The sequence below is a fragment of the Streptomyces sp. NBC_00536 genome (assembly GCF_036346295.1).
Lineage (GTDB): Bacteria > Actinomycetota > Actinomycetes > Streptomycetales > Streptomycetaceae > Streptomyces.
This window is the reverse complement of sequence record NZ_CP107819.1, coordinates 871,691-892,046: the sequence shown is the minus strand read 5'-3', so window position 1 is coordinate 892,046 and position 20,356 is coordinate 871,691. Positions and strand designations below refer to the sequence as shown.

The window sequence follows — 20,356 nt, the reverse complement described above, 5'->3', positions numbered from 1 at the left end:
GGGCGGCGGACGTGCGGACTCACGAGTGGCGCAGGCCGGCCACGGCGTCGGCGACGTAGTGGTCCCCGAACCGGATCAGGGAGGCGTACTGGGCCGCGCGGCGATGGCGCATGAGCCGTAGTTCGGCGACGGCGTTGTCGGGGCCTTCGGTCTTCTGGGCGATGGAACGACGCAGATGCACCATCGAATAGGCGAGCGTGACGTGCCGTTCACCGTCCACGATGTCGGCTTCCAGGAGCGCGCCCCGGGCCTCGGCCAGCTCCGGGGCGCGGGCCGCCAAGTGCTCGTAGGAGTCGGGGACCACGGACAGCAGGTCCTTCATCGCCGCCCGGAACAGCTTGTATCCGCGATGCTGGCGCCCGCTCAGCGGTACGTCCACCGACGGAGGCGCCATGGTGTGGCGTATCGCCGCCATGTAGTAGTCGGCCGGGATCGTACTGGCGTGGGTCATCGCCGCCGGGAAACCACGTACGTACACCGTCGCATCGGCCAGCCGCACCAGCGCGGCATCACCGTCTCCGTCCCGCAGATGGCGGGTGGCGTCGGCCACGGCGACCGCGGCGCAGACGTTGAACAGGACATGGACCTGGTGACCGATGAGCCACCGGGCACTCCACACACTCTCCAACGACGTCCCCGCACCGGGCGCGGGGACGGCCACCGGCGGTACGTCGCCACCGCCGCCCGGCGCCGCGCCGGTGAGGTCGAGCACCGACTGCCGCATCCCGGCCACCTCCAGCGCCAGGTCGGAACCTGACAGCGGAGCATCACACAGATCCTCCAGACCGCGGTGGATGACCAGGACGCCGTGCAGGGCAGCCTGTTGATCCGACAGCTCTTCCTCGCGGACCCGGAAGTACGACTGACTGGTCGACTCCGCCGGCAGTCCCTCGCCGACCACGGCCGGAGCCAGATCCGACAGCGCGGCCGCCAACTCGCCGGCAACCGCAGTGGCCTGCCGCAGCGCGAGGGTCCGCTCGACAGGTCCCGCATGGGTCGACACCGCGGACAGCACGCGTGCGGTCCGCTGTACCTCAGCATCGACCCGCGAGCCCAACGCCTGCACGGGCCGCCCACCTCGGGGCTCACGGAAGACAGCGACAGCAGGATGACCGGCAACCGGTGATAAGCCCATGGTTGAAGTGTTTAGCCAAGAACACTCCACACGAAACCCTGATGGGCAGAACCGTTTCTGTGCGGCGCACCGGACCAGGCGGCCGACACGGCCGCACAAGCCCACCGGCCGGCTTTGCGTCATTCGCCGCGCAGGAGACGGAGCCTCCGTGTTCAGGTGCTGCTGTGAAGCTGTCGGAGGAACTGCTGGAAGGCGTGTACCTCGCGGCCGGCAAGGGGGGCGCCATGGGCGAAGCCGACGGCCTTCACGTCCTGTGGGATGCGGGCGAGGCTGCCCGGCCGTAGATCCGGGTCTGCGGCCAGAGCCGACGGGCCCAGCGCGAACGTGCCGCGGTTGAACGCCGCGTCGCCCATGAGCACGGTGCGGCTGGGTTCGTGGAGGAGGACGACGTGCCCGGGGGAGTGGCCGGGGGTGTGGACGACGCGCAGCCCGCCGCTGCCCTCCACCACGTCACGGTCGGCAACCGTGCCATCGGGGGCGGTGGGGTTCCAGTGGAGCTTGGGCAGTCGGTCGATGAGGCGTCCCACCGGGCCGGAGCGGCCCGCGGCGGGGACGCGTCCGGCCTCCAGCCATGCCCGGTCCGCGGCATGGATGAGGATCTGCGCGCCCGTGTGACGGCGCAGTTCGGCCGCGCCCTGGACGTGGTCGGGGTGGGCATGGGTGAGGACGACGCGTCGGATGTCGGAGGGTTTGCGGCCCAGGTCGGCCACCGCGTTCAGCAGGACGCGCGGGGCCTTGGACCAGCCGACGTCGATCAGGGTGAAGCCGTCGTCGCCGTCGACGAGGAAGGCGTTGTCGCGCTTGCTGGTGGCGATACGGGTGACGCCGGGGGCGAGCTGGCTGTGCATCGAGGGGTTCCTAGGGTCGTGGAGTGCGGGAGTGCGGGAGTGCGGCCGGGTGGGTCGCGAAGCGGGCGGGGAGAGTTGGCGGGGTGGCACTTGGACACCCGGCACCGGCCTCAGCGGCCCGAGCCTGCTGGGAGGGGTACGTAGCCTTCGCGGGCGAGTTTCGGCACTATGCCGCCCGCCGCGAGGATGTCGAGGACCAGAGACGGCAGCGGACCTCCCGCCAGACGGGTTCCGGACCCGAGGTTCTCGGCCCAGCCCTCGGCGAAGTCGAGGCGGGCTGTATCACCGTCCGTGAAGGACCGGGCGACGCCGGGCAGGGTGAGCGCGGGGAGCCCGTGGTTGATGCAGTTGCGAAGGAACAGGGAGTTGAACTCCTCCGCCATCAGTGCGGCGACGCCCAGTTCGCGGAAGAGAGCCGCGACGGGGCGGGAGGAGCCGAGCCCGAAGTTGCGGCCGGCCACCACGATGTCGCCGGGCCGGACTTGGTCCGTCCAGCCGGGCCGCAGCTCGTAGAAGACGTGGCGCGCGGCCTCGGCCACGGGCAGTTTCATGGCGAAGGCGGGGTACATCGCGTCGGTGGTGACCGAGTCGCCGACGACCCATACGCGGCCGGTGACGAGGGTGTCCATCAGCTCAGCTCCGCTCGGGGGTCGGTGATGTGGCCGGTGAGGGCAGAGGCGGCGACGGTGGCGGGTGAGGCCATGTAGATCTCGGCGTCGGGGCTGCCCATGCGGCCGGTGAAGTTGCGGGTGGAGGAGGTGAGACACACCTCGCCGGGGGCGAGCAGGCCCATGTGGTAGCCGAAGCAGGCGCCGCAGGTGGAGTTGGTGACCACCGCTCCGGCATCCGCGAGGTCCTGGAGGTACCCGGCGCGCATCGCGTCCTTGTAGACCTCCTGCGAAGCGGGTGTGATCAGCAACCGGACGCCGGGGGCGACCCTGCGGCCGCGCACGATGTCCGCGGCGATCCTCAGGTCCTCCAGCTGTCCGTTGGCGCAGGAACCGATGAAGCACTGGTCGACCGGACGCTTCCCGATGGCCGACACCGGCAGGGAGTTGTGGCTGACGGTGCCGGGACGGGCGACGTAGGGCTCCAGCGAGGACAGGTCCACCGTGCGCACCGCCGCGTACTCGGCGTCCGGGTCGGCGTCGGCCGCCCGGTACGTGGCGGGGGCGGCGCCGTGGTCGGCGAGGAAGCCGCGGGCCAGGTCGTCGATGGGGAAGGTGGAGAAGTCCGCGGAGACCTCAGCGCCTTGGGTGGCGATGGTGCGCCGGTCGTTCATCGGTACCGAGGCCAGGCCGGTCCCGCCGTACTCGATGTTGTGGTTGGTCGCGTCGCCGTAGGTACCGGCGATGTACAGGAAGATGTCTTTGCCGGACACGGCGGTGGGCTTGGTGCCGGTGAACTCGTAGCGGATCGTGGGAGCGGCCTGGAACCAGGTCTTGCCGGTGCACAGGATCGAGTACACCTCGGCCGGGCCGAGGCCGCGGGCGGCGGTGTTGTACGCCCCGGCCGCGCAGGTGTGGGAGTCGGTGCACGCGAGGATCTCGCCGGGGCGGGCGAGCCCGTTCTCGGCGATGACCTGGTGGCAGATGCCGTGGCGGCCGATGTCGTAGAACTTCTCGATGCCGAAGTCGCGGGCGAAGGCCCGGGCGTGGGTGCCGCCCATCGCGTCGTGCACGTTCGGTGCGGGAACCGCGTGGTCCATGATGACCGCGACCTTGTCCGGGTCGTTGATCTTCAGGGGCTGGACCCAGCCGGTGGCGAACTGAAGGTCGATCATGACCGTCATGTCGACGTCGCAGACGACTGTGTCGCCGGGCCTCACGTGTTCCACGCCGGCCTTCCGGGCGAGGATCTTCTCCATCATGGTCATGCCCATCAGGCGCCGTCCTTCGAGCGATCGCGGTGGCGCTCGCCGATCGCTGCCCAATCGCGCAGGCCGACGAGTTCGAACAGGCCCTGCGGGCCGGGTGTGACCTCGGGAGCGGTGCCGCCGAGACGGCCCAGAGCGTCAAGCCCGTGCAGTGCGTAGGGGGCGAGGAGCGCGCCGGGGTGGATGGCGATGCGGTAGCCGAGTTCGGCCAACCGGTCGGGCGCGGTGTCGGGCGTGAGTCCGCCCTGCACCATGTTGATCAGCAGGGGGACGCCGACCTCGGCGGCGATCCGTTCGATCTCCTCGGCGCTCCGCGGGGCCTCGACGAAGATGACGTCGGCCCCCGCCTCCGCGTAACGGCACGCCCGGTCGATCGCCTCGGTCAGCCCCAGCGGACCGCGGGCGTCGGTCCGGGCGATGACGACGAGATCGGGGTCGGTACGGGCCTGCAGCGCGGCGTCGAGCCTGTCCGTGAACTCCGCAGCACTGAGCAGTTCCTTGTCCGGGAGGTGTCCGCACTTCTTGGGGAACGCCTGATCTTCGAGGTGGAGGGCGGCCACGCCGGCCCTCTCGTACTCGCGCACGGTGCGGGCCACGTTCACCGGTGCTCCGTAGCCGGTGTCCGCGTCCGCGATGAGCGGGATGCCGTCGAGTACGGAGGCGACGGCGCGGGCCCGGTCGGTCATCTCGGTCTGGGTGAGCAGCCCGATGTCGGGCAGCCCGTACCCGGCGACGGACACGCCCGCGCCGCTCAGATAGGCGGCCTTGAAACCGGTGCGCGCGACGAGGTGGGCCGAGAGGCCGTCGAAGACCCCGGGAGCGGTGATCAGGCCGTCCTGGGCCAGCAGCGAACGCAACCGGCCGCCGGCGGTGAGAGGATGACTGGGCTGGGGCATGAGGAGTCCTTTGGGGTGAATGGCGTTCAGCCGAGGGCGCCGCGCGCCGGGGCGGCGAGGAGTTCCACCAGGGGGCCGAGGTCGGTCTGGCCTTCGAGGTCCAGCACGATCTGCTCGATCCGTGCCGCCCGGCCGGGATCGACGACCTGGGCGGTCAGCGCCCGGTACTTCTCGCGGATCTCGGCGTTGGTGAGCGGGTCGTCGGGGCCGCCGTGCGGCTGGTTGAGGGCCAGGGTGAGCACCTCCCCACCGCGCAGGGTGAGGGTGAGGCGGGTGTTGTAGCCGGGCTGCTCCCAGGCCGGTTCGTGCTGTTCGTCGACCTGGTGGACCTCGGTGCGGCCGATCAGTTCCCACAGGTCGTCGGCGTCCAGCCGCGAGGGCGTGAACTGTTCGGGGCGCACGTGACCGTCCAGAAGGGCGGCGGCGGTGGCGTAGGCGATGTTCATCTGGCCGCCGATGGCGGTCAGCGGGCGCTCCGGGGTCCACCAGCCGTGGTGGTAGATGGCGTGTGGCACCTCGATGCGGATCGTCTCGATGCCCCCGGCGGTCAGTCCGCGTCCGTCCGTGAGCGCGATCGCGGCGTCGATCGCGGGGTGCAGGCCGCCCATCGCCGCGTGGATCTTCACGGTGATCTTCTCGGTGTTCCACTCCGACCCCAGGTTCTTGGTGATCTGGGAGGCGTCAGGGTCGTGGCCCTCGCCGAAGGTCGAGAGGAACCCGCCGTACTCGCGTTCGAAGACCCGCTTGATGCCGGTGTATCCGCCGTGTGCGAGCCCGGCGGCGTAGAAGCCGTTGCGGGAGGCGAAGCCGTGGTGCATGCGCTTGGACATGGCCTCGTACTGGGCGGCCATCAGGCCGGCTGACTGGGTGCCCGCGAGGCCCAGCGCGTCCTCGAACTGTGCGGCGTTCAGGCCGCGGAGCACGCCCGAGGCGGCGGCCGCCGCGTGGGTGCCGAACACGGATCCGGAATGCCACCCCCGCGAGAGCATCTCGGGGCCGCCCAGGGCGAGACCGACCCGGGTGCCCGTCTCGAAGCCCAGGACCGTCGCCCGGAGGAAGTCCGCGCCGCGTACCAGGACGCCCTGGGAGACGGTGGACAGCAGGGCGGGGAGCACCAGGGAGGTGCTGTGCAGTGGGGCCGCCGGGTAGTAGTCGTCGAGTTCGAAGCCCTGGATGAAGGTGCCGTTGAGTACGGCGGCAGCCGGGCCGCTGGTGGTGCGGCCCCAGCCGATCACCGGGGTGTTCCCGCTTCCTTCCAGGGAGAGGACTGCCTCCACGGCGGTCCTCGACCAGGGCAGCTGGGCCCCGATCAGCGCGCAGCCCAGTCCGTCGAGGATCAGGTGCGCGGCTCTCTCCCGCACCTGTGCGGGGATCCGCTCCAGTGTGGTTTCCGCGAGCCACGTGGCCAGCCGGCCGGTGGGGCCTTCGGGGTCGGTGGGGTGTCGTGTGGTCGTCGGCGTCGGTGCGGGCACCGCGCTCACCTCCAAGGTCGTGCGGCGGGTGGACCGGGCTGTTGCGGTCCACGGTAACCTCTAAAATTAGAATTTATAACATCTAGTTTCGCGGGGATGCTGGGTAGCATGAGCGCGTGGCACTGAAACGAACCTCTCTCCCGCGCACGGCCGAGGCCGTGGCCCTCGCCGAGCTGCGCGATGCGATCGTCCGCGGCGATCTGCCCGCCGGCGCTCCGATCCGCCAGTCCGCGGCCGCGGAGGAGCTGGGGCTGAGCGTCATCCCCGTGCGCGAGGCCCTCAAGACGCTGGCGGGCGAAGGCATCGTGACCTATGTTCCGCAGCGCGGGTACACGGTCACCGAGCTCAGTCCGCGCGGCGTGGACGACATCTTCCGCATGCGGGAGCTCCTGGAGGGCGAGGCGGAGCGGAACGCCTCAGGTCAGCTGCGTCCCGAGGACGTCGCCGCCATGCGCGTCGCGCTGGACGACCAGCGCGCCGCCGTCGCGGCCGTCGACGTGCCGGGCGTCATCGCCGGTAACCGGCGATTCCACTTCGCGTTGCTCGACCACTGTGACAACGAATGGCTCCTGCGCTTCGTGCGCCAGCTCTGGGAAGCCCTGGAGCCCCACCGCGCCCTGTCCTACCGGCGCGCGGCCGTCGCCGGAGACCTCGCCCGGGCCGAGGCGATCCTCGCCGAGCACGACGGCATCGTCACCGCCTTCGAGGGCGGCGATACCGCTCTGGCGCTGAGACTTCTGGCCGACCACCGATCCGGGGGCCTCATGGACTTCCACCGGCTGCTGGCCTCCGCCGGGAACTGACGGCCGCCGAACGGGGGAAACGGGTCAGCGCCACCAGTGGGCGCGGGTGCATGCCCGGCGCTCACGGCTCGGATGCCTTCGAGCCCCACGGCATTGCTTCCGCGGCCGAGGTCCGCGACGGCCGGGCTCACGCAGGCGGCGCGCCCGGGCCCCTGCTGACGTTGACGACGACTGTGGCGTCGCCCGCCTCCAGGAACGGCAGGGAGGCGTGCGTGACGCGGACGGCGCCGAAGGTGTTCGTGTCGTAGGCGGTCTGCATGTCGGCCCCGGTGACCTCGCTGACCGGTGTGCCGGCGCGTCATTCGGAACGTGCGGCATTCCGCAGCGGCTGGTCGCCCGGAGTCCCGCCCGATACCGATGACGTCCTCCAACGGATCCCCGACCGGCAGTGTCGAATAGGTTCAAATCCTGTCTCCGCTACCAACGCAACAGCCCCCTCGACCACCAGGTCGAGGGGGCTGTTCGCATTCAGGGCCCGCCGGTGGCTACGGACGCCCGGTCTCACACACCGCGGTCGCGGGTTCCTGTGGCGTAGCGGCCCGTGGTGGCGTGCCATTCGTGGTTCCCGCCGAGCCATGAGTGGAGTCCGGTGAGGTAGCGCCAGAGGTGTGGCGAGGGGATCGTGGTGGTGAGTTCGCGGTGTGCGGTTTCGAATTCGCGGACGAGTTCGTCGTGGTACGCGGCGCTCAGGCGGACCGCTTCATGGGTGGTGCAGCCTTGTTCGGCGGCGATGACGTCGGGTAGTCCGCCGTCGCCGATGCCGGGTTCGGACTCCTTGGCCATCGAGTAGAGGTCGTTGAGGATGATGCTCGCGCTGGCCGCCAGCATGGTTGCCCGGCGTACCGGCGGGTGGTTGTAGAGGGTGGCGGGCAGTTCGTATCCGCCGATCACGTCGATGAGCGTCATGCACGGCAGGAAGCTGTTGACCTGCCGTGCCGCCAGGTACTCCCACACCGCGGGGGTCGTCTTCGTGGTCCGCCAGCCGGCTTCGCCGTTCATGGCCACGAACATGGCCACGGTCTCGTGGCGGACCCTGCCCACCTGGGCGGGGGTGGCGATGCTCGCGACGTTGTCGATGTAGGAACGCAGCGCGACCAGGACGGGATCCGAGGTGAGTGCCCGCTCAAGCTGCTCCTGGTATTCCCAGCCGCCCACCAGGTGAGCGGGGTCCAGGGCGCTCTGGGCGAGAGTGAGACGGTTTCCCACCAGGGCGGTGTCCGATCCGGTGCGCTCGTCGTCGCAGTAGTAGTCGTCCACCGCGAACAGGGCCGCCATGCACTGCGCGGCCAGCAGGAGCCGGTCGGGATCGTCGCAGTCGGGATGGATGAGCATGGCGTAGCGCCCGTAGTTGCACGCGCGGACCGCGTCAAGGCGGCCGGGGAAGATCCCCACGCGCCGCACCCACGTGAGGAGCCGTTCGTTGACCTCGGCTCCCAGAGGCTCGTCCACCCGCACCGGCCTCGGGCAGTACAGCGACACCCCCAGGGGCGTGGAAGCCTCCGTCGCCGCAGGCCCGGGCGCCGGCGCCGGCGCCGAAGCAGTCCAGTGCCCTGTCCAACGGCGTACTGCCGTGGGCCGAGATGGGGGTGGGACGCTGATGTCCTGGGGTTCCGTCGGCGCGTTTTGAACGATACGAGCGGCCGAAGTCCCCAGCCCCCGGGGGCCCAGCGGGAACGACCCTCCACCCTGCCCGGTCGGTAACGCCCCAGCCACCGAATCCATCATCCACAGCCTCCTCGCATCTTCGAGGGACGGCCGCCAGGACCACGCTGCCAAACACAGGGCCGACGGCGGATCAGGGCAACATCCACCCCCACTCGCCCGCGCTCACCACAGGCCGGGACCCAGCACAGCAGAGCACCAGAGCTCGCCGCAGGAGATACCGCCGATCCCACCCGCTTCAGCGACAGTCAGCAGACAACCGGCGCGGAAGGCACAGCCTCGAAGGGGATGCGAGCAGGAAGGGCGGCGTGATGTCCGGCGCGTCTGCTTCGGTTACAGGGGGCCGAGGAGCCAGTTGCCCGGGGCTTGCGGGTCCTCGCTGGTGCCGTACTCCTCGGTGGCCCGGCGGATCTCCTCGCGGTCCAGGGTGCCGTTGCCGTCCCGGTCCAGCTTCGCGAAGGCCACCTTCAGGTCCGCCGGTGAGGCACCCACGGTCTTGGAGAACATGGTGACGTACTCGTCTTCGTCGATGAGGCCGTTGCCGTCGGTGTCGGCGATGTCCATCCATCCGGCCACCATCGCGGTCAGCCGCTCCAGGACACCCGCGCGGTCGTTGCCCAGGGCCTTGGGCATGCCGGCGACGAATTCCGAGACATTCACCGAGCCGCTGCCGTCGGCGGCCATGATCGCCAGGTCCTTGCGCCAGAAGTCGCTCAGCGCGCTGCGAAGCCGGGTGATCTTCGCGGTGTCCTGGACGTCGAAGGCGGCGGCGAGCCGGTCGGCGATGGCGAGGGCATCGTCCTCGGTCAGGCGGCCGTCTCCGTCGAGGTCCAGCATCGCGAAGAAACGGCGCAGCTTCTGTTCCAGAACCCCTGTCGTGCCATTCATCGTGTCTTCTCCTCGGTATGCCGTTTGGCGTGGTTCAGGGATCACCGGGTCGTGATCACGTGAGGAGGAACGAGCGGGGTGTGCCGTGGGCACGGCTCTGGGCGGCAGCACAGGGGAGCGGGTGTGACAGCGAAGGTGGCGTGGCCCCGGGCGTGCGCAGGCTCGCGTCGAGTGCGGACCCGTAGCGACAGGTGGGCGGCATCCGTGCTGTGGATTGCCCGGTGGGGGCGGTGGTTCTACTGTTCGGTGTCGATCAGGGTGATGACTTCGTCGAGGTGGCGGACCGTCGCCCAGGCGTGCGCGCTGTGGCGGGTGGAGGTGGTGGTCGTGACGAGGACTCCGCGGCGGGTGGCGTCGAACAGGAGGAGGTCGTTGCTCCCGTTGCCCACGGCGATGACCTCGGTCGGCTCCAGATCATGATCGGTGGTGAACTGGGCGAGCTGGAGGAGTTTGAGGTCCGCGGTATCCCGGGTGAAATCGACGTCTTCGAGGTTGCCTGCGGTGTCGAAGAGGAGCCGGCCGTTTCCGTATCCGCAGGCGGCGTCAAGGCGGCGGGTCATGATGTCGGCGTAAAGCTGTGCGGAGCTGGTGATCAGGCACAGGGGCAGGCCGCGCGCGGCGAGGGCTGCGGCCAGGCGAAGGGCGTCGTCCTTGATCGGCAGCTGATGGAAGACGGTCTCGACGGTGATACGGCTCGCAAGGCCGCCGCGGGTCCACAGTTCCAGGAGCCGGGTGCGGGTCTCTTCGTGGGTGAGTTGTCCGCACTGGTATCCGCGGTAGAGGGCGGTTACTTCACCGATGGGCGCGGCGAGGGCGCGGCTGAGTTCGACGACGGAACTCTTCGGGGTGAGGGTGTGGTCGACGTCGCAGACGACAGCCCGCACCGGCGGCAGCCGGGTGGTCCCGGCGGCGGGGGGCGCAGGGCGGCGCGGACCGGGATCGGCTGGGGGCATCGGTGAGTGCTCCGTGGTCAACGGTCGTTGACCGGGTGGGGTGCGGGGACGGCCACACGGAAACGCGGTGACTGCAAGGCGATCCGGGTGGTGGTTCTGCTCAGAGTGGGGAGCGCCGCGGGCCAGTCGGTGAGGGACAGCTGTGTGGGGCCGGCGTGCAGGCGCACCGGGGCGAGGGCGTAGGTGAGCTGCCCGCGTCGCGGGGCGAAGGCCGGCAGGGGCATCAGCAGGGGCAGCGTGGCGCGTCGCCCGGGGTGGGCTGCCATCGTGACCCGTAGGCCCTGGTCGCTGGTGATGCGCACCTGCTGGTCGGTCCACTGGAAGTTGGCCAGCTGTTTGTCCAGCCCCCAGATGTGGCGGCCGCCCTCCTGGGAGATGGCGTTGTCGACCCAGATGTGATGGATGAAGGCGCCCACCCGGAAGCCGGAGCGCACCGCGCTCGCGATGACGAACTCGTTGTAGCGCAGGTCCCCGTCGAGGTAGCGGATCGCGGCGACCAGGAGGTGTCGGGGCAGGACTACGGAAAGCCCGCCGGGCACCGGGGGAAGGCGGGGCACGGGGAAAAGGCCCATCCACATCCTGCCGGACATGCGCCACGGGGCCGGCGGGAAGCTCGGGGGGCTCGGAAGGCTCTGCTGCTCGTCCTGCGGCAGGGTCATGTGGTGGTCCTGCTCGTGGGCGACGGCTGGGGCATGCCGGATCGCCGGGGACGGGGTGCGTGCGGGTGTCCGAAGTCGCGGCGGGCGGGCCCGCCGAGAGCGGCCAGCCGGCGGAACGCGCGCGGGCTCATCTGGTGGAGGCCGTACGAGAGGGGCAGCCAGGCCGGGATGTCGACGGTGTCCGTGCCCTTGGCCAGGGCCCGTCCGATGGCTGCGGCCACTTGCTCGGGGGTGCACGGGGGCAGGTGGTCGGCGAAGCGCGGCAGGCGGTCGGAGGGGACATGACGGCGGAAGAAGTCCGTCCCCGCGACGAGCCCCGGGCGTACCAGGGTGACCCTGATCCCGTGGTCGGCCAGTTCCAGGCGGGTCACTTCGGTGAAGGCTTCCACGGCGGCCTTCGTCGCCACGTAGGCCGCCGCCGGCCCTTTCGCGCGCACTCGGCTGAGCGAGGACCCCATGTTCACGATGTGCCCGCCGCGCTGCTCACGCAGGTACGGGAGTACGGCGGCCACGGTGTGGACCATCGCGTCGTATCCGGTACGCATCATCAGCAGTGCGTCCTGGGAGTTCGACTCGTGGAAGTCCTGCCAGCGGACGAACGCCGCGTTGTTGACCAACACGTCGATGCGCCCGTGGTCCTGTACGGCCTGGGTCGTCCAGTCCCGCACCTGGTCCTGGTCGGTGACATCGACCCGGGCGAGGCGGATTCGGTCACCGCCCGGGCAGCCGGCGAGCCGCTGCCGGGCCTCGTGAAGATTCCGCTCGCAGATGTCGGCGACGTAGACGTGCGCGCCCGCCCTGGCCAGCAGCCGTGTGACGGCCCAGCCGATTCCCTGGGCGCCGCCCGTCACCAGACAGACCCGCCCCCGCGGATGCCAGGACCCCGCCCGGCCTCGCCGGGCCTTCACGAGAGGGCCCAGCTGCGCAGGCAGGACGCGAACTCCGCACGGGCGACCGGATCGACGACCGCGTCGGGCAGCCGGTGCAGAGCCCGGGCGAGATGCGCGTCGAGCCGCTCCCGCAGCCACGTCAGCGCTCCGCACTCCTCGACGAGGTCCCGCGCCTGAAGAAGTCCCGCGTTGTCCGGGGCGGCGGAGTCGTGGAAGTAGGCGAGCAGCTTCTCGCGGGCCGGCCCCTGGCTTTGAAGCGCGTACGCCACGGAGGGGACGATCCTGCGCTGGCGCAGATCCGCCAGCCGGTCCACCGCCGCAGCCGCGTCACCGGCCGCGTACTCCTCCAGTTCGTCCCACAGCGCCCACGCCTTGCCGAACTCCGAGCCGACCTCGGCCGCGGCCTCCACCTGAGCGGGCGACGCACCAGCGCACAGCGCGCCCGCCGCGCAGGCGAACGCCGTGCCGGGAGCGATCTTCGCCGCAGACACCGTCAGCGCCTCTTGGAGCGTCACCGTCTGCGAGCCCCCGAACCGTACGTCCAGAATCTGACAGTTCGCGATCTCCCGCACCACCTCGGCGAGCCGTCTGCCCAGCTCCCCCGCCAGTTGGGAAGGCTCTTCCGCCAGCAGCTCGGAAGCCAGCCCGACGAGCGCATTGCCGACGTAGAGGGCAGCCGGCACACCGAAGACGGCATGCACCGTCGGGCGGCCGTTGCGCACCGGCTCCTCGTCGATGATGTCATCGTGGACCGCCACACTCGCGAGCAGCAGCGTTCCCGCGGCCGCCGCGTTACGCGCCCGCTCCCACCCCTGCTCCCCGCCACCGGCCGCAAGGAGGAACAGGCTCCCGTACCGGCGTCGCGTACTCGCCACCACCGGACACCGCACCCCCTCGGCGTCCACCCACCGGAAGTAGTACTCCGCCATCCCGCGCAGCGGCTGTTCCAACCGGCCCACCGCCGCCCGCAGAGGCGGATCCAGGAAGGCGACCACATCCCGGCTCACCTGCCGTCCATCCCGCGGGGCCACCCCTGCTGCCTGCCTCAACGTCTCTCCCAGCCTTCAGAACAACCATCCGTGTGGAGAACGCCTTGACGTCAGGAGAGCCCCGGCATCGCAGCGGGCACTCCGGGTAAACGCTCTGCACGCCGCCCTGGACACCCTCGGCAACGTTTTCGAGCAGGGCTGCCGATCTGGCCGGCCGCGGCTCTTGTGCGCGCGAGGTGGCGGCGCTTGTAGTGGTCTCAGTGTTCCAACTGGACAACGCGCACCCAACCCGAAACAGCCCTGGCCACCGCCCCCCACTGCACCCACAGCCCTCCCGCCCTGACGCAGGGCCTCCCGCAGGCAGGCTCTCAATGGCGTGCAACCCTGGCCCCCTGATCCGCCGCTCTCCTGATGGCCATCGCAGCCTCGTGGACAAGCACCCCTGGAGGCGGCGGCCACGCTTGGTGGGCACGAGGACAGGGCCGGGGGGCATGAGGCTTTCCCAGACCCGCTCGCTACCTCGGCTCCCGCCCTCGCCCTGCCCGCCCACGCCCGCGAGCCGGCCCCGCCCTGGATCACACCCACCACAAGGCCCGCGCACGGACGACACGGGGGGCTGCGGGGCGGAGCCACGTGGCGTCAGCTGACGTCAGGCTCCTTTCCGGCCGCCGGATTGCCGGCGTCCTGGGGCCAGTCGCAGACCGCCAGGACCGGGTTGAAGTGAAGCGGGTCCGGACACTTCTTCATGTGCGCCACCCCCCACGCGCAGTGGAAGAAGATGGTCGGGTCGTCATGGTCCGCCAGGAGGGCGCCGTGCGGTTCGCAGGGCGCCCCGTCGGCAAGATCAGCCGCCGAATCAGCTGGGGCAGCTGAGGGGCGCACAGGATGCGGCCCTCCGCCCTATGTCCCCGCACTCCGTATCTGTCAAGAATGGTGGTGTGGTGACGAACCGTCATGACAAGGTCCACGAAGGGTCGGCAGGGAGTCGGCCCGGGAGGGGACACGGCCATGGCCGACGAGCACCTGACACCCGAGGTAACGGACCTGGGCGCCATCCCGTCAGGCGAGCCCAGCCCGAGGACGTAGGCACCCTGTCCCTGCGCTCCGTGGACGGCCAGCCCGTTCTCGTTGTCACCGGCGGGGCATCGGCGCCTGCCGCTCTCACTGCCGTCGACGCGTCCGGCAACCCCGTCGCCGTGTACACGGCCGGGCCCGCTCCCGCAGGTGAGGTCGTCATCGGAGCCCGGGTATCGAGTTTCGCCGACTGGGCTGCCAGCGGGCAGCGGCTTCGCGAGCCGGGGCACCTTCGTGAAGCGACCTGTGTGGTAGGTGCCGGCGACCGCCCCGGAGCGCGAGCGGCACGGTGATCCGGGCTGGGCGGAGCAGCGCGGGCACGGGTGGCGCTCGACGTGGTCCGCTTCGGACGCGAGTGCGGTTTGAGGGTCCGTCATGACCCGGGTGCTGTCACAAACCACGACGCGGCGCAGGCCGACACGGCGGCAGTACCCACACGCTCCGGCTGGCCGCGCACCCCGACGCCATCGAGGTCGCCGTCGAGGACTCCAGTCCCCACCGGCCGTGCATGCGCACGCCCGACCTGGTCGACGGCACCGGCGGGTTCGGCTGGCACATGGTCAACGACCTCGCCCACGCCACCGTTGTCACGCCCACGCCCACGCCCGAAGGCTGCAAGACCGTACGTGCATTCCTTCCCCTACGGGCCCACGGATGATCGCGGCCCGCGGGCGGGCGGCCGGCTCAGCGTCGTTCCGCACGGTGTCCTGGCGGTCAGGGCTCGGTGCCGGGCAGTAGGCGGAAGACCTGGTCCAGCCCGATCACGCGCAGGACGCGCAGAGTGTGGGCGGGACGGCGGCGAGTGCGATGTCGGTTTGGGTGGCCTGTACGTGGTCGCGGGCGGCGATCAGCACGCTGATGCCGCTGGAGTCGCAGCATTCCATGTGGGCGAGGTCCGGTGTAGTCGTCGAGGCCGTCGCCGAAGCCGTCCAGCAGACCGGCCAGGGCCTCGATGATCTCGCTCAGGGACCCGGCCCTCGGATGTAGCGACCTGTACCCCGTGATGCCTTGAGCACCTCGACAATCAGCCGCTCGATCCGCTTGCGGCCGACCGCCTCGTCCTCGCGTTTCAGGACCGCGTGCACCCGCGGGGATCCGTAGACCCCGCCGGACTCCGTGTGGATCTCCCTGATCCGCCCGGTCAGCCCGGCATCGCGGCGGCGCCGTTCGCACGGCTCCCGCTCGGCCGCTCGCCGGCGTCGGCCTCGGCCTCGGCCTGCCGGATCCAGTTCCGCAGGGCCTCGTGGTGCACACCGAGATCCTCGGCCATACGGCGGATGACCGGCTCCGGCTCGGCAGTCCGGTACATCCGCACCATCTCGGGGGACCTCAAATGAAGAACAAGGGGAGTGCCTGTTTTTGAACCGGCAGGTCGGCGCGACTGTATCTGGCAAGATCAGCTTGTGGCTCGACATTCGGTGACCTTGAGCAGAATCGAGCTCGCAGACTGGCGGGCTGTCCACTCCTGGGCTTGCCTCGCCGAGGTCTGCCGCTTCCAGACCTGGGGACCGAACACCGAAGAGCAGACACGCGCCTTCGTGATGACCGCGGTCGAGGCCTGGTCGCACACACCTCAGCAGCGGTTCGCCTATGTAGCGCGTATCGATGGCGACGTAGTCGGCATGGGGGAGCTCCACCTCCGGAGCAGAGGACAGCGTCAAGGCGAGATCACCTATGCGGTGCATCCGCGGGTTTGGGGACAGGGCGTCGGAACGGCGATCGGCAAGGAACTACTGGCGCGAGGGTTCGAGGATCTTGAGCTCCACCGCATCCATGCCACCTGTGACCCGCGGAACCTTGGGTCGGCACGGGTTCTCGGCAAGCTCGGCATGACACGGGAAGGACGTCATCGTCACACCGCTCTGATCCGGGATGGTTGGCGAGACTCCGAAATGTTCAGCATCCTCGAAGACGAGTGGCGTGCGGTCAGTTCCTGTGCTCAATCTTCCGGGCAGTGTTTCCCCAGGTCATGATTCGGACAGGCGGCCGGCCCATCAGCCACGACACCGACCTCTACAAGGAACGGAACACCGTCGAAGGCCCCCCGGCCCCCCCGGCGGCCGCCCGCCCCGCGGCACGCCCCCGGGCAGCACCCCATCCCGCCCCCCATCCAGACGTATCCCCCCATCCCGTAATTCAGCGGTGCCCCGCGGCGGCTCCGGCAGCGCGCCTCGTCCCGGCGGCCCGGCGGGCGGCGCCCCCGCCGGGCCGCCCGTAAGTCCCGGCTCCACAACCGCAGCCGGCGCGGCGGCCGGTGCGCAACTCCCCCGAGCGGCCGTACCGCCTCCCGGGACGCAATTCCTGGCAGCGCCCCCCGGCATGCTGCCGCCACCGCAGGCTGTGCCACCAGCCGCCCGGTCGGCGGCTGAACCACCCCCACCGCCCAACACCCCGACGTCCGCCTCGACCGCCACGCGACGGCCTCCGGACGCAGCGCTGTCCGACCGCACCGCTCAGCCGCGACGCGAACCGCTCGTGGACAGCCTGGACTGGGCCGTGGTGACCCTCTTGATCGTGCGGGGATCGGTGAGCGATAGCCCCAACCGGTTCACCTTCAATCCCTCCCACTCCGTACCGGGAAGCCAGGGCGGGGTGGTGCTTGCCTCGTACACATGGGCGGATGACGCAATGCGCTGGGACTCCTTCGACGACGACGCCCGCTACCCCCACGCCCTGTCCGGGCTGCAGGAGATCTACGGCCAGCGCATCGAGGTCTTCTACACCGGCGCCGGCCGTACCCAGAGCTGGGCGCGCGACCCCTATGCCTACGGCGAGGCGTCCGTCCTGTTTCCCGGCCAGCACACCGAACTGTTCCCCGACATCGCCACCCCCGAAGGCCCCCTGCATGTCGCCGGCGACCACACCTCCCTCAAACCTGCCTGGATCGAGGGAGCAGTGGAATCAGCGGTACGCGTGGCCCTTCAGATCCACGCGGCTCCGGCCCTCGGCCGTAGCTGAGCGACGCACCTCCGCCCACCCCCGTCACGAGGAGAGACGATGGCCTGCGCACCCGTCCGAAGGGGACGACGGGCCACAACCACGTGGTGCGTCGTGAACCATTGCTGCCGTAAGAAGCCGTATCTCAACCGATCACGGAACGTGCGGTTCGAACAGGCTTCCCAATGGGCGATCTTCCCGATGTACGCGCATGAAGGCAGGGCCTCTCAGTAGCTCGGGGATGCGAATCTGACCGAGCAGCGCTGGGAGGCCCTGGTGTCCTTGTTGTGCGTGTCCGGGCCCGTCCAGTTCAACTCGGCCGCACCATCGTGTGACCGCCTCGTGCGTGTGTGCGACGCTTCGCCTCCTGCTGCCGCTACGGCGACATCCTGCGGACGGGGCTCACCACCAAGCGCCGGCGGACAGTGGGCCGACCGGTTGCCTGGCCAGGGAGCCGATATCGGAAATGCGCGCCCCGCCTTCGCTCTCCCAGGCGTCTTCCCGGTTCCGGAGGTCGGGCTTTCGGCCGATGACGGCTTCGGCGGCGATCAATTCGCGGGCGGTCAGGATGCTGCCGGGGAGGGCGGCGGCGGCCATCAGCCGGGCTGCGGCGGCGGGTTCGGTCTGGGGCGGGATGACGAGGAGGTCCCAGCGGCCGACGGTGTAGGAGAGCAGGATCAGCTTGTCGGGGTCCTGCTCGGTGAACCAGCCCACGTGCACGGCGTGCTCGGCCACGGAGACCTTGTGTGGGACGACGGGCCAGCGCGTGGGGTTCACGGTGACGCGGGTGATGCGTCCCCAGGGCTCGGCCAAGGCGGCGACGAGAACGGGGAGTTCGGCTGCGAGGTCACGGGAGCGGGGCCACCAGGCGCCGTCCAGCTGCCCGGCGAGGGCGGTCTTCGGCGTGAGCGTGAGGCGAGCGGGGCAAGGAGGCGCGGCAGTGGGTGACGCGGCAGATGTGGTGCGTTCCAGGGTGACGGTCATGGTGGAGACCTGTCCCCGGGCTGCCCGCGGTTCGACGGCCCGGCGTATTGATCGCCGGAAATGACACCTGAGTTGCATCCGATGCGCGACATACTCCCGGTATCTCCATCTTACTCCGGTGCGGAGATCAAAAGTGGTTCTGACCAGGTGTTTCCGTTGAGGCAGAGGGTCTACGCTCCGGCCGTCTGCGCAGCCGACGTGGTCAGGGCGCAGTTGACGTCGACCACGCCTTCCACGGCGCGTGCGAGACGTGCTGCCACCGGAATGAGTGATGCGTCGAGGATGCCGCCGGAGAGGGTGGCCACGCCGTGGTGGACATCGACCCGCACCCTGTGCTGCGCGAGGGGGAACAGTCGGCCGACCACCTCGCGCCGTATCTCGTCGGCGAGTTCACTGTCCGGGCGCAGGAACACCTTGAGCAAATCGGCGCGGCTGACGATGCCCTGGAGGGTGCCGGCCGGGTCGACGACCAGCAGTCGTTTGATGTGCCGTTCCGCCATGAGCCGAGCCGCCTGGGACAGGGGGGTGTCGGGTCGAACGGTAACGGCGGGGGTCGTCATCAGGTCCTTGGCCAGGGTCGATCCGGCCTTCAACGTGTCACCCAGCCGACGCATCTGCTCGATGAGACCGGGGTCATGGTCGCGGAACTCCTCCTTCGGAAGCAGATCGGCTTCCGAGACCACACCGATGACCCTGCTCGCACCCTCGCCTCCGATGACCGGTACGGCCGTCACTCGCCACTGGTTCATGACGGCGACGATCTCCTTGAACTCGGCGAGGGGCGTGACGCTGACGACGGTTCTCGTCATCACGTCGCGGACGAGATGTGGACTGGAGGTCATGGCGCGGGTCCTCAATGAGAAGGCGAAAGGCTCCCCGGGTTGTCCCGGAGATCGACGGCCGGCCCCCCGGTGAAGGGACCCCGCCATCCACCATCGCACGTTCATGGCACGGGCCGGACGGGCCTGTCGGGCCCCGGTGCGGGACCGTCCGGCCCTGTCCGGGAACCGGGCGGCGGGGACAGCCTGAGGTGACCTGTGCCGGAGCACGGGAGACATGGAGAGGTGGCGTCACGAAGGCACTCGTTTTCCAGGGACCGGGGCGCACCGCGTGGCAGGAGGTGCCGGATCCGGGCATCAAGGATCCGTCCGACGTGATCGTGCGCGTCGATGCCGTGACCATCTGCGGTATGGACCTGCACATCGTCAAGGGTGACCTGCCGGAGGTGACTCCCGGCCGGGTGCTCGGGCACGAGGCCGTGGGCACGGTGGTGGAGATGGGCGGTGACGTCCGTTCGGTGCGGCCGGGCGACCATGTCCTGGTCTCCTGCATCTCCTCGTGCGGCCGGTGCCGGTTCTGCCGGGAGAGCCGCTACGGGCAGTGCCGCGGGGGCGGTGGCCGGGTACTCGGCCACACCATCGACGGAACCCAGGCCGAGTACGTCCGCGTGCCGTTCGCCGACCTTTCCGTGTACCCGCTGCCATCGCCACGGCCCGGTTGTACTCGCCGGTCCGCGTCATCGCCGTCGATCTCGCGCCGTCCCGGCTGGCGACGGCGCGCGAGCTGGGGGCGGACGCGGTCGTGAGCGCGTCCGAGGAGCCGGAACAGCTCGTGGGCGACCTGACCGACGGCCTCGGCGCTGATGTCGTCTCGTTTCGAGCTGGGACGGATGGAAGAGGCGTACGAGGTGTTCTCCCGCGCCGGCGAGACGGGCGCGCTGAAGATCGTGCTGGGCGGGCCGAGCCACGACGATCTGGCCGTATCGAACCCGTCACGCGTCCAGAAGGCGTGAGGGCCCCGGTGCGCCGCGTCGCCGGTGCTGACGTGGGGGCCCACGGTGCTGACGTGGGGGCCGGTCGGCCCCCACGTCTGTCCCCGTCGACCCCGCCAAGCGATCGTCCCACCGGGTGGGTCTGGAGTGCGGACCTGTTCCGCGTCCCGCTCCCGAAGAGGTGATCCACCATGCCTCGGATCCAGATCTCGGCACCTCGGCCACGGCTGCACCGCCCCCCGCCCCTCGACCTGCGTACGCCGTCGGGGCGTGTCCTGCCGTATTGAGAAGGCAGGGAGGAGGCGGGCCCACGAGCGCACAGCGGGTACTGGTCGCTTACGGCAGCAAGCACGGTGCGACCGCCGGCATCGCGGAAGAGATCGGCAGGTCGCTGGGACCTGACACCCGTACGGGGCGCCGCCCGGGCGATGGAGAGTCTGAGCGGATCCGCGCCTGGGCCCGTCGGATCGGCGCCGAACTCGCCGCGACCCACTGAACGCGCCCCACAGCAGTCGGCGC

At 70.3% G+C, this 20,356-nt stretch carries 21 protein-coding genes and 5 pseudogenes; 6 read left to right on the top strand and 20 right to left on the bottom strand.

What is annotated here, in order from left to right; genetic code table 11:
• Positions 1 to 19 precede the first annotated feature (19 nt).
• From OHS33_RS03785 to OHS33_RS03760, 6 genes are all read right to left on the bottom strand, one after another.
• Positions 20 to 1,066: a hypothetical protein gene (locus tag OHS33_RS03785; protein ID WP_330328939.1), complete on the bottom strand. Its 1,047-nt coding sequence runs from the start codon at positions 1,064 to 1,066 to the stop codon at positions 20 to 22.
• A gap of 221 nt (positions 1,067 to 1,287) precedes the next feature.
• A complete protein-coding gene (locus OHS33_RS03780) occupies positions 1,288 to 1,983 on the bottom strand; it encodes an MBL fold metallo-hydrolase (RefSeq protein WP_330328938.1) in 696 nt (231 codons plus the stop codon).
• 110 nt (positions 1,984 to 2,093) lie between these two features.
• Entirely contained in the window at positions 2,094 to 2,612 is a 519-nt protein-coding gene (locus OHS33_RS03775) for a LeuD/DmdB family oxidoreductase small subunit (RefSeq protein ID WP_330328937.1), read from the bottom strand.
• On the bottom strand, positions 2,612 to 3,865 hold the full coding sequence (locus OHS33_RS03770) for a 3-isopropylmalate dehydratase large subunit (RefSeq protein ID WP_330328936.1): 1,254 nt from the start codon (positions 3,863 to 3,865) through the stop codon (positions 2,612 to 2,614). Before OHS33_RS03770 ends, OHS33_RS03775 begins: the two co-directional genes overlap by 1 nt.
• Positions 3,865 to 4,755 carry an isocitrate lyase/PEP mutase family protein gene (locus OHS33_RS03765; RefSeq protein ID WP_330328935.1) on the bottom strand — a complete coding sequence of 297 codons (891 nt, stop codon included), beginning with the start codon at positions 4,753 to 4,755 and terminating at the stop codon, positions 3,865 to 3,867. Before OHS33_RS03765 ends, OHS33_RS03770 begins: the two co-directional genes overlap by 1 nt.
• Before the next feature lie 26 nt (positions 4,756 to 4,781).
• Positions 4,782 to 6,227, bottom strand: coding sequence for an MmgE/PrpD family protein (locus tag OHS33_RS03760; protein WP_330328934.1), 1,446 nt, complete (start codon positions 6,225 to 6,227; stop codon positions 4,782 to 4,784).
• Positions 6,228 to 6,343: 116 nt separating this feature from the next.
• Between OHS33_RS03760 and OHS33_RS03755 the strand changes: the two genes are divergently transcribed.
• Complete coding sequence (locus tag OHS33_RS03755) at positions 6,344 to 7,030, top strand: GntR family transcriptional regulator (RefSeq protein ID WP_330328933.1); 687 nt, start codon at positions 6,344 to 6,346, stop codon at positions 7,028 to 7,030.
• 127 nt (positions 7,031 to 7,157) lie between these two features.
• Here OHS33_RS03755 and OHS33_RS03750 read toward each other — a convergent pair whose 3' ends face one another.
• The 9 genes and pseudogenes from OHS33_RS03750 to OHS33_RS39800 form a co-directional block, all read right to left on the bottom strand.
• On the bottom strand, positions 7,158 to 7,289 hold the full coding sequence (locus OHS33_RS03750; protein WP_330328932.1) for a hypothetical protein: 132 nt from the start codon (positions 7,287 to 7,289) through the stop codon (positions 7,158 to 7,160).
• Positions 7,290 to 7,531: 242 nt separating this feature from the next.
• Entirely contained in the window at positions 7,532 to 8,752 is a 1,221-nt protein-coding gene (locus OHS33_RS03745) for a family 2 encapsulin nanocompartment cargo protein terpene cyclase (RefSeq protein ID WP_330334893.1), read from the bottom strand.
• A gap of 273 nt (positions 8,753 to 9,025) precedes the next feature.
• The gene (locus OHS33_RS03740) at positions 9,026 to 9,580 is read right to left on the bottom strand and encodes an EF-hand domain-containing protein (RefSeq protein ID WP_330328931.1); all 555 of its coding nucleotides are present in this window, start codon (positions 9,578 to 9,580) and stop codon (positions 9,026 to 9,028) included.
• 236 nt (positions 9,581 to 9,816) lie between these two features.
• Positions 9,817 to 10,533, bottom strand: a complete 717-nt coding sequence (locus OHS33_RS03735) for an HAD-IB family phosphatase (protein WP_330328930.1) — start codon at positions 10,531 to 10,533, stop codon at positions 9,817 to 9,819.
• Between the two features lie 17 nt (positions 10,534 to 10,550).
• On the bottom strand, positions 10,551 to 11,192 hold the full coding sequence (locus tag OHS33_RS03730; RefSeq protein ID WP_330328929.1) for an acetoacetate decarboxylase family protein: 642 nt from the start codon (positions 11,190 to 11,192) through the stop codon (positions 10,551 to 10,553).
• Entirely contained in the window at positions 11,189 to 12,043 is an 855-nt protein-coding gene (locus OHS33_RS03725) for an SDR family NAD(P)-dependent oxidoreductase (protein WP_330328928.1), read from the bottom strand. Before OHS33_RS03725 ends, OHS33_RS03730 begins: the two co-directional genes overlap by 4 nt.
• 53 nt (positions 12,044 to 12,096) lie before the next feature.
• Positions 12,097 to 13,089, bottom strand: coding sequence for a polyprenyl synthetase family protein (locus tag OHS33_RS03720; protein ID WP_330328927.1), 993 nt, complete (start codon positions 13,087 to 13,089; stop codon positions 12,097 to 12,099).
• Positions 13,090 to 13,710: 621 nt separating this feature from the next.
• Positions 13,711 to 13,953, bottom strand: coding sequence for a chitin binding peritrophin-A domain-containing protein (locus OHS33_RS39805; RefSeq protein ID WP_443065205.1), 243 nt, complete (start codon positions 13,951 to 13,953; stop codon positions 13,711 to 13,713).
• A gap of 401 nt (positions 13,954 to 14,354) precedes the next feature.
• Positions 14,355 to 14,522 (bottom strand): annotated as a pseudogene (locus OHS33_RS39800) (zinc finger domain-containing protein); the annotation flags it as partial.
• 38 nt (positions 14,523 to 14,560) lie between these two features.
• Here OHS33_RS39800 and OHS33_RS03715 point away from each other — a divergent pair.
• Positions 14,561 to 14,803, top strand: a pseudogene (locus tag OHS33_RS03715) (ATP-binding protein); the annotation flags it as partial.
• Positions 14,804 to 14,906: 103 nt separating this feature from the next.
• Here the strand turns inward: OHS33_RS03715 and OHS33_RS03710 are convergent.
• The 3 genes and pseudogenes from OHS33_RS03710 to OHS33_RS03700 all read right to left on the bottom strand — a co-directional run bounded on the left by OHS33_RS03710 (position 14,907) and on the right by OHS33_RS03700 (position 15,454).
• Positions 14,907 to 15,029, bottom strand: coding sequence for a hypothetical protein (locus OHS33_RS03710; protein WP_330328926.1), 123 nt, complete (start codon positions 15,027 to 15,029; stop codon positions 14,907 to 14,909).
• A 138-nt stretch (positions 15,030 to 15,167) separates the two neighbouring features.
• Positions 15,168 to 15,284, bottom strand: a pseudogene (locus OHS33_RS03705) (IS3 family transposase); the annotation flags it as partial.
• Between the two features lie 2 nt (positions 15,285 to 15,286).
• Complete coding sequence (locus tag OHS33_RS03700; protein ID WP_330328925.1) at positions 15,287 to 15,454, bottom strand: transposase; 168 nt, start codon at positions 15,452 to 15,454, stop codon at positions 15,287 to 15,289.
• A 109-nt stretch (positions 15,455 to 15,563) separates the two neighbouring features.
• Between OHS33_RS03700 and OHS33_RS03695 the strand changes: the two genes are divergently transcribed.
• Both OHS33_RS03695 and OHS33_RS03690 read left to right on the top strand, forming a co-directional pair.
• Entirely contained in the window at positions 15,564 to 16,118 is a 555-nt protein-coding gene (locus OHS33_RS03695) for a GNAT family N-acetyltransferase (RefSeq protein ID WP_330334892.1), read from the top strand.
• A gap of 547 nt (positions 16,119 to 16,665) precedes the next feature.
• Positions 16,666 to 17,103, top strand: a pseudogene (locus OHS33_RS03690) (flavin monoamine oxidase family protein); the annotation flags it as partial.
• A 381-nt stretch (positions 17,104 to 17,484) separates the two neighbouring features.
• Here the strand turns inward: OHS33_RS03690 and OHS33_RS03685 are convergent.
• Positions 17,485 to 18,066: a DUF5994 family protein gene (locus OHS33_RS03685; protein ID WP_330328924.1), complete on the bottom strand. Its 582-nt coding sequence runs from the start codon at positions 18,064 to 18,066 to the stop codon at positions 17,485 to 17,487.
• Between the two features lie 170 nt (positions 18,067 to 18,236).
• The gene (locus OHS33_RS03680) at positions 18,237 to 18,908 is read right to left on the bottom strand and encodes a CBS domain-containing protein (protein ID WP_330328923.1); all 672 of its coding nucleotides are present in this window, start codon (positions 18,906 to 18,908) and stop codon (positions 18,237 to 18,239) included.
• A 188-nt stretch (positions 18,909 to 19,096) separates the two neighbouring features.
• Between OHS33_RS03680 and OHS33_RS03675 the strand changes: the two are divergent.
• Positions 19,097 to 19,716 (top strand): annotated as a pseudogene (locus OHS33_RS03675) (alcohol dehydrogenase catalytic domain-containing protein); the annotation flags it as partial.
• Entirely contained in the window at positions 19,709 to 19,858 is a 150-nt protein-coding gene (locus OHS33_RS39795; RefSeq protein ID WP_443065500.1) for a hypothetical protein, read from the top strand. The pseudogene OHS33_RS03675 and the gene OHS33_RS39795, both read left to right, overlap by 8 nt.
• Positions 19,859 to 20,356: the final 498 nt, after the last annotated feature.

What these genes read in the sequence shown, in the direction of transcription:
- OHS33_RS03765 (WP_330328935.1), bottom strand. Translation starts at nt 4,755, where the DNA reads ATGCCCCAGCCCAGTCATCCTCTCACCGCCGGCGGCCGGTTGCGTTCG.
- OHS33_RS03775 (WP_330328937.1), bottom strand. Translation starts at nt 2,612, where the DNA reads ATGGACACCCTCGTCACCGGCCGCGTATGGGTCGTCGGCGACTCGGTC.
- OHS33_RS03745 (WP_330334893.1), bottom strand. Translation starts at nt 8,752, where the DNA reads ATGGATTCGGTGGCTGGGGCGTTACCGACCGGGCAGGGTGGAGGGTCG.
- OHS33_RS03735 (WP_330328930.1), bottom strand. Translation starts at nt 10,533, where the DNA reads ATGCCCCCAGCCGATCCCGGTCCGCGCCGCCCTGCGCCCCCCGCCGCC.
- OHS33_RS03700 (WP_330328925.1), bottom strand. Translation starts at nt 15,454, where the DNA reads ATGTACCGGACTGCCGAGCCGGAGCCGGTCATCCGCCGTATGGCCGAG.
- OHS33_RS39795 (WP_443065500.1), top strand. Translation starts at nt 19,709, where the DNA reads ATGTCGTCTCGTTTCGAGCTGGGACGGATGGAAGAGGCGTACGAGGTG.
- OHS33_RS03685 (WP_330328924.1), bottom strand. Translation starts at nt 18,066, where the DNA reads ATGACCGTCACCCTGGAACGCACCACATCTGCCGCGTCACCCACTGCC.
- OHS33_RS03750 (WP_330328932.1), bottom strand. Translation starts at nt 7,289, where the DNA reads ATGCAGACCGCCTACGACACGAACACCTTCGGCGCCGTCCGCGTCACG.
- OHS33_RS03680 (WP_330328923.1), bottom strand. Translation starts at nt 18,908, where the DNA reads ATGACCTCCAGTCCACATCTCGTCCGCGACGTGATGACGAGAACCGTC.
- OHS33_RS03780 (WP_330328938.1), bottom strand. Translation starts at nt 1,983, where the DNA reads ATGCACAGCCAGCTCGCCCCCGGCGTCACCCGTATCGCCACCAGCAAG.
- OHS33_RS03730 (WP_330328929.1), bottom strand. Translation starts at nt 11,192, where the DNA reads ATGACCCTGCCGCAGGACGAGCAGCAGAGCCTTCCGAGCCCCCCGAGC.
- OHS33_RS03770 (WP_330328936.1), bottom strand. Translation starts at nt 3,865, where the DNA reads ATGGGCATGACCATGATGGAGAAGATCCTCGCCCGGAAGGCCGGCGTG.
- OHS33_RS03740 (WP_330328931.1), bottom strand. Translation starts at nt 9,580, where the DNA reads ATGAATGGCACGACAGGGGTTCTGGAACAGAAGCTGCGCCGTTTCTTC.
- OHS33_RS03710 (WP_330328926.1), bottom strand. Translation starts at nt 15,029, where the DNA reads ATGGAATGCTGCGACTCCAGCGGCATCAGCGTGCTGATCGCCGCCCGC.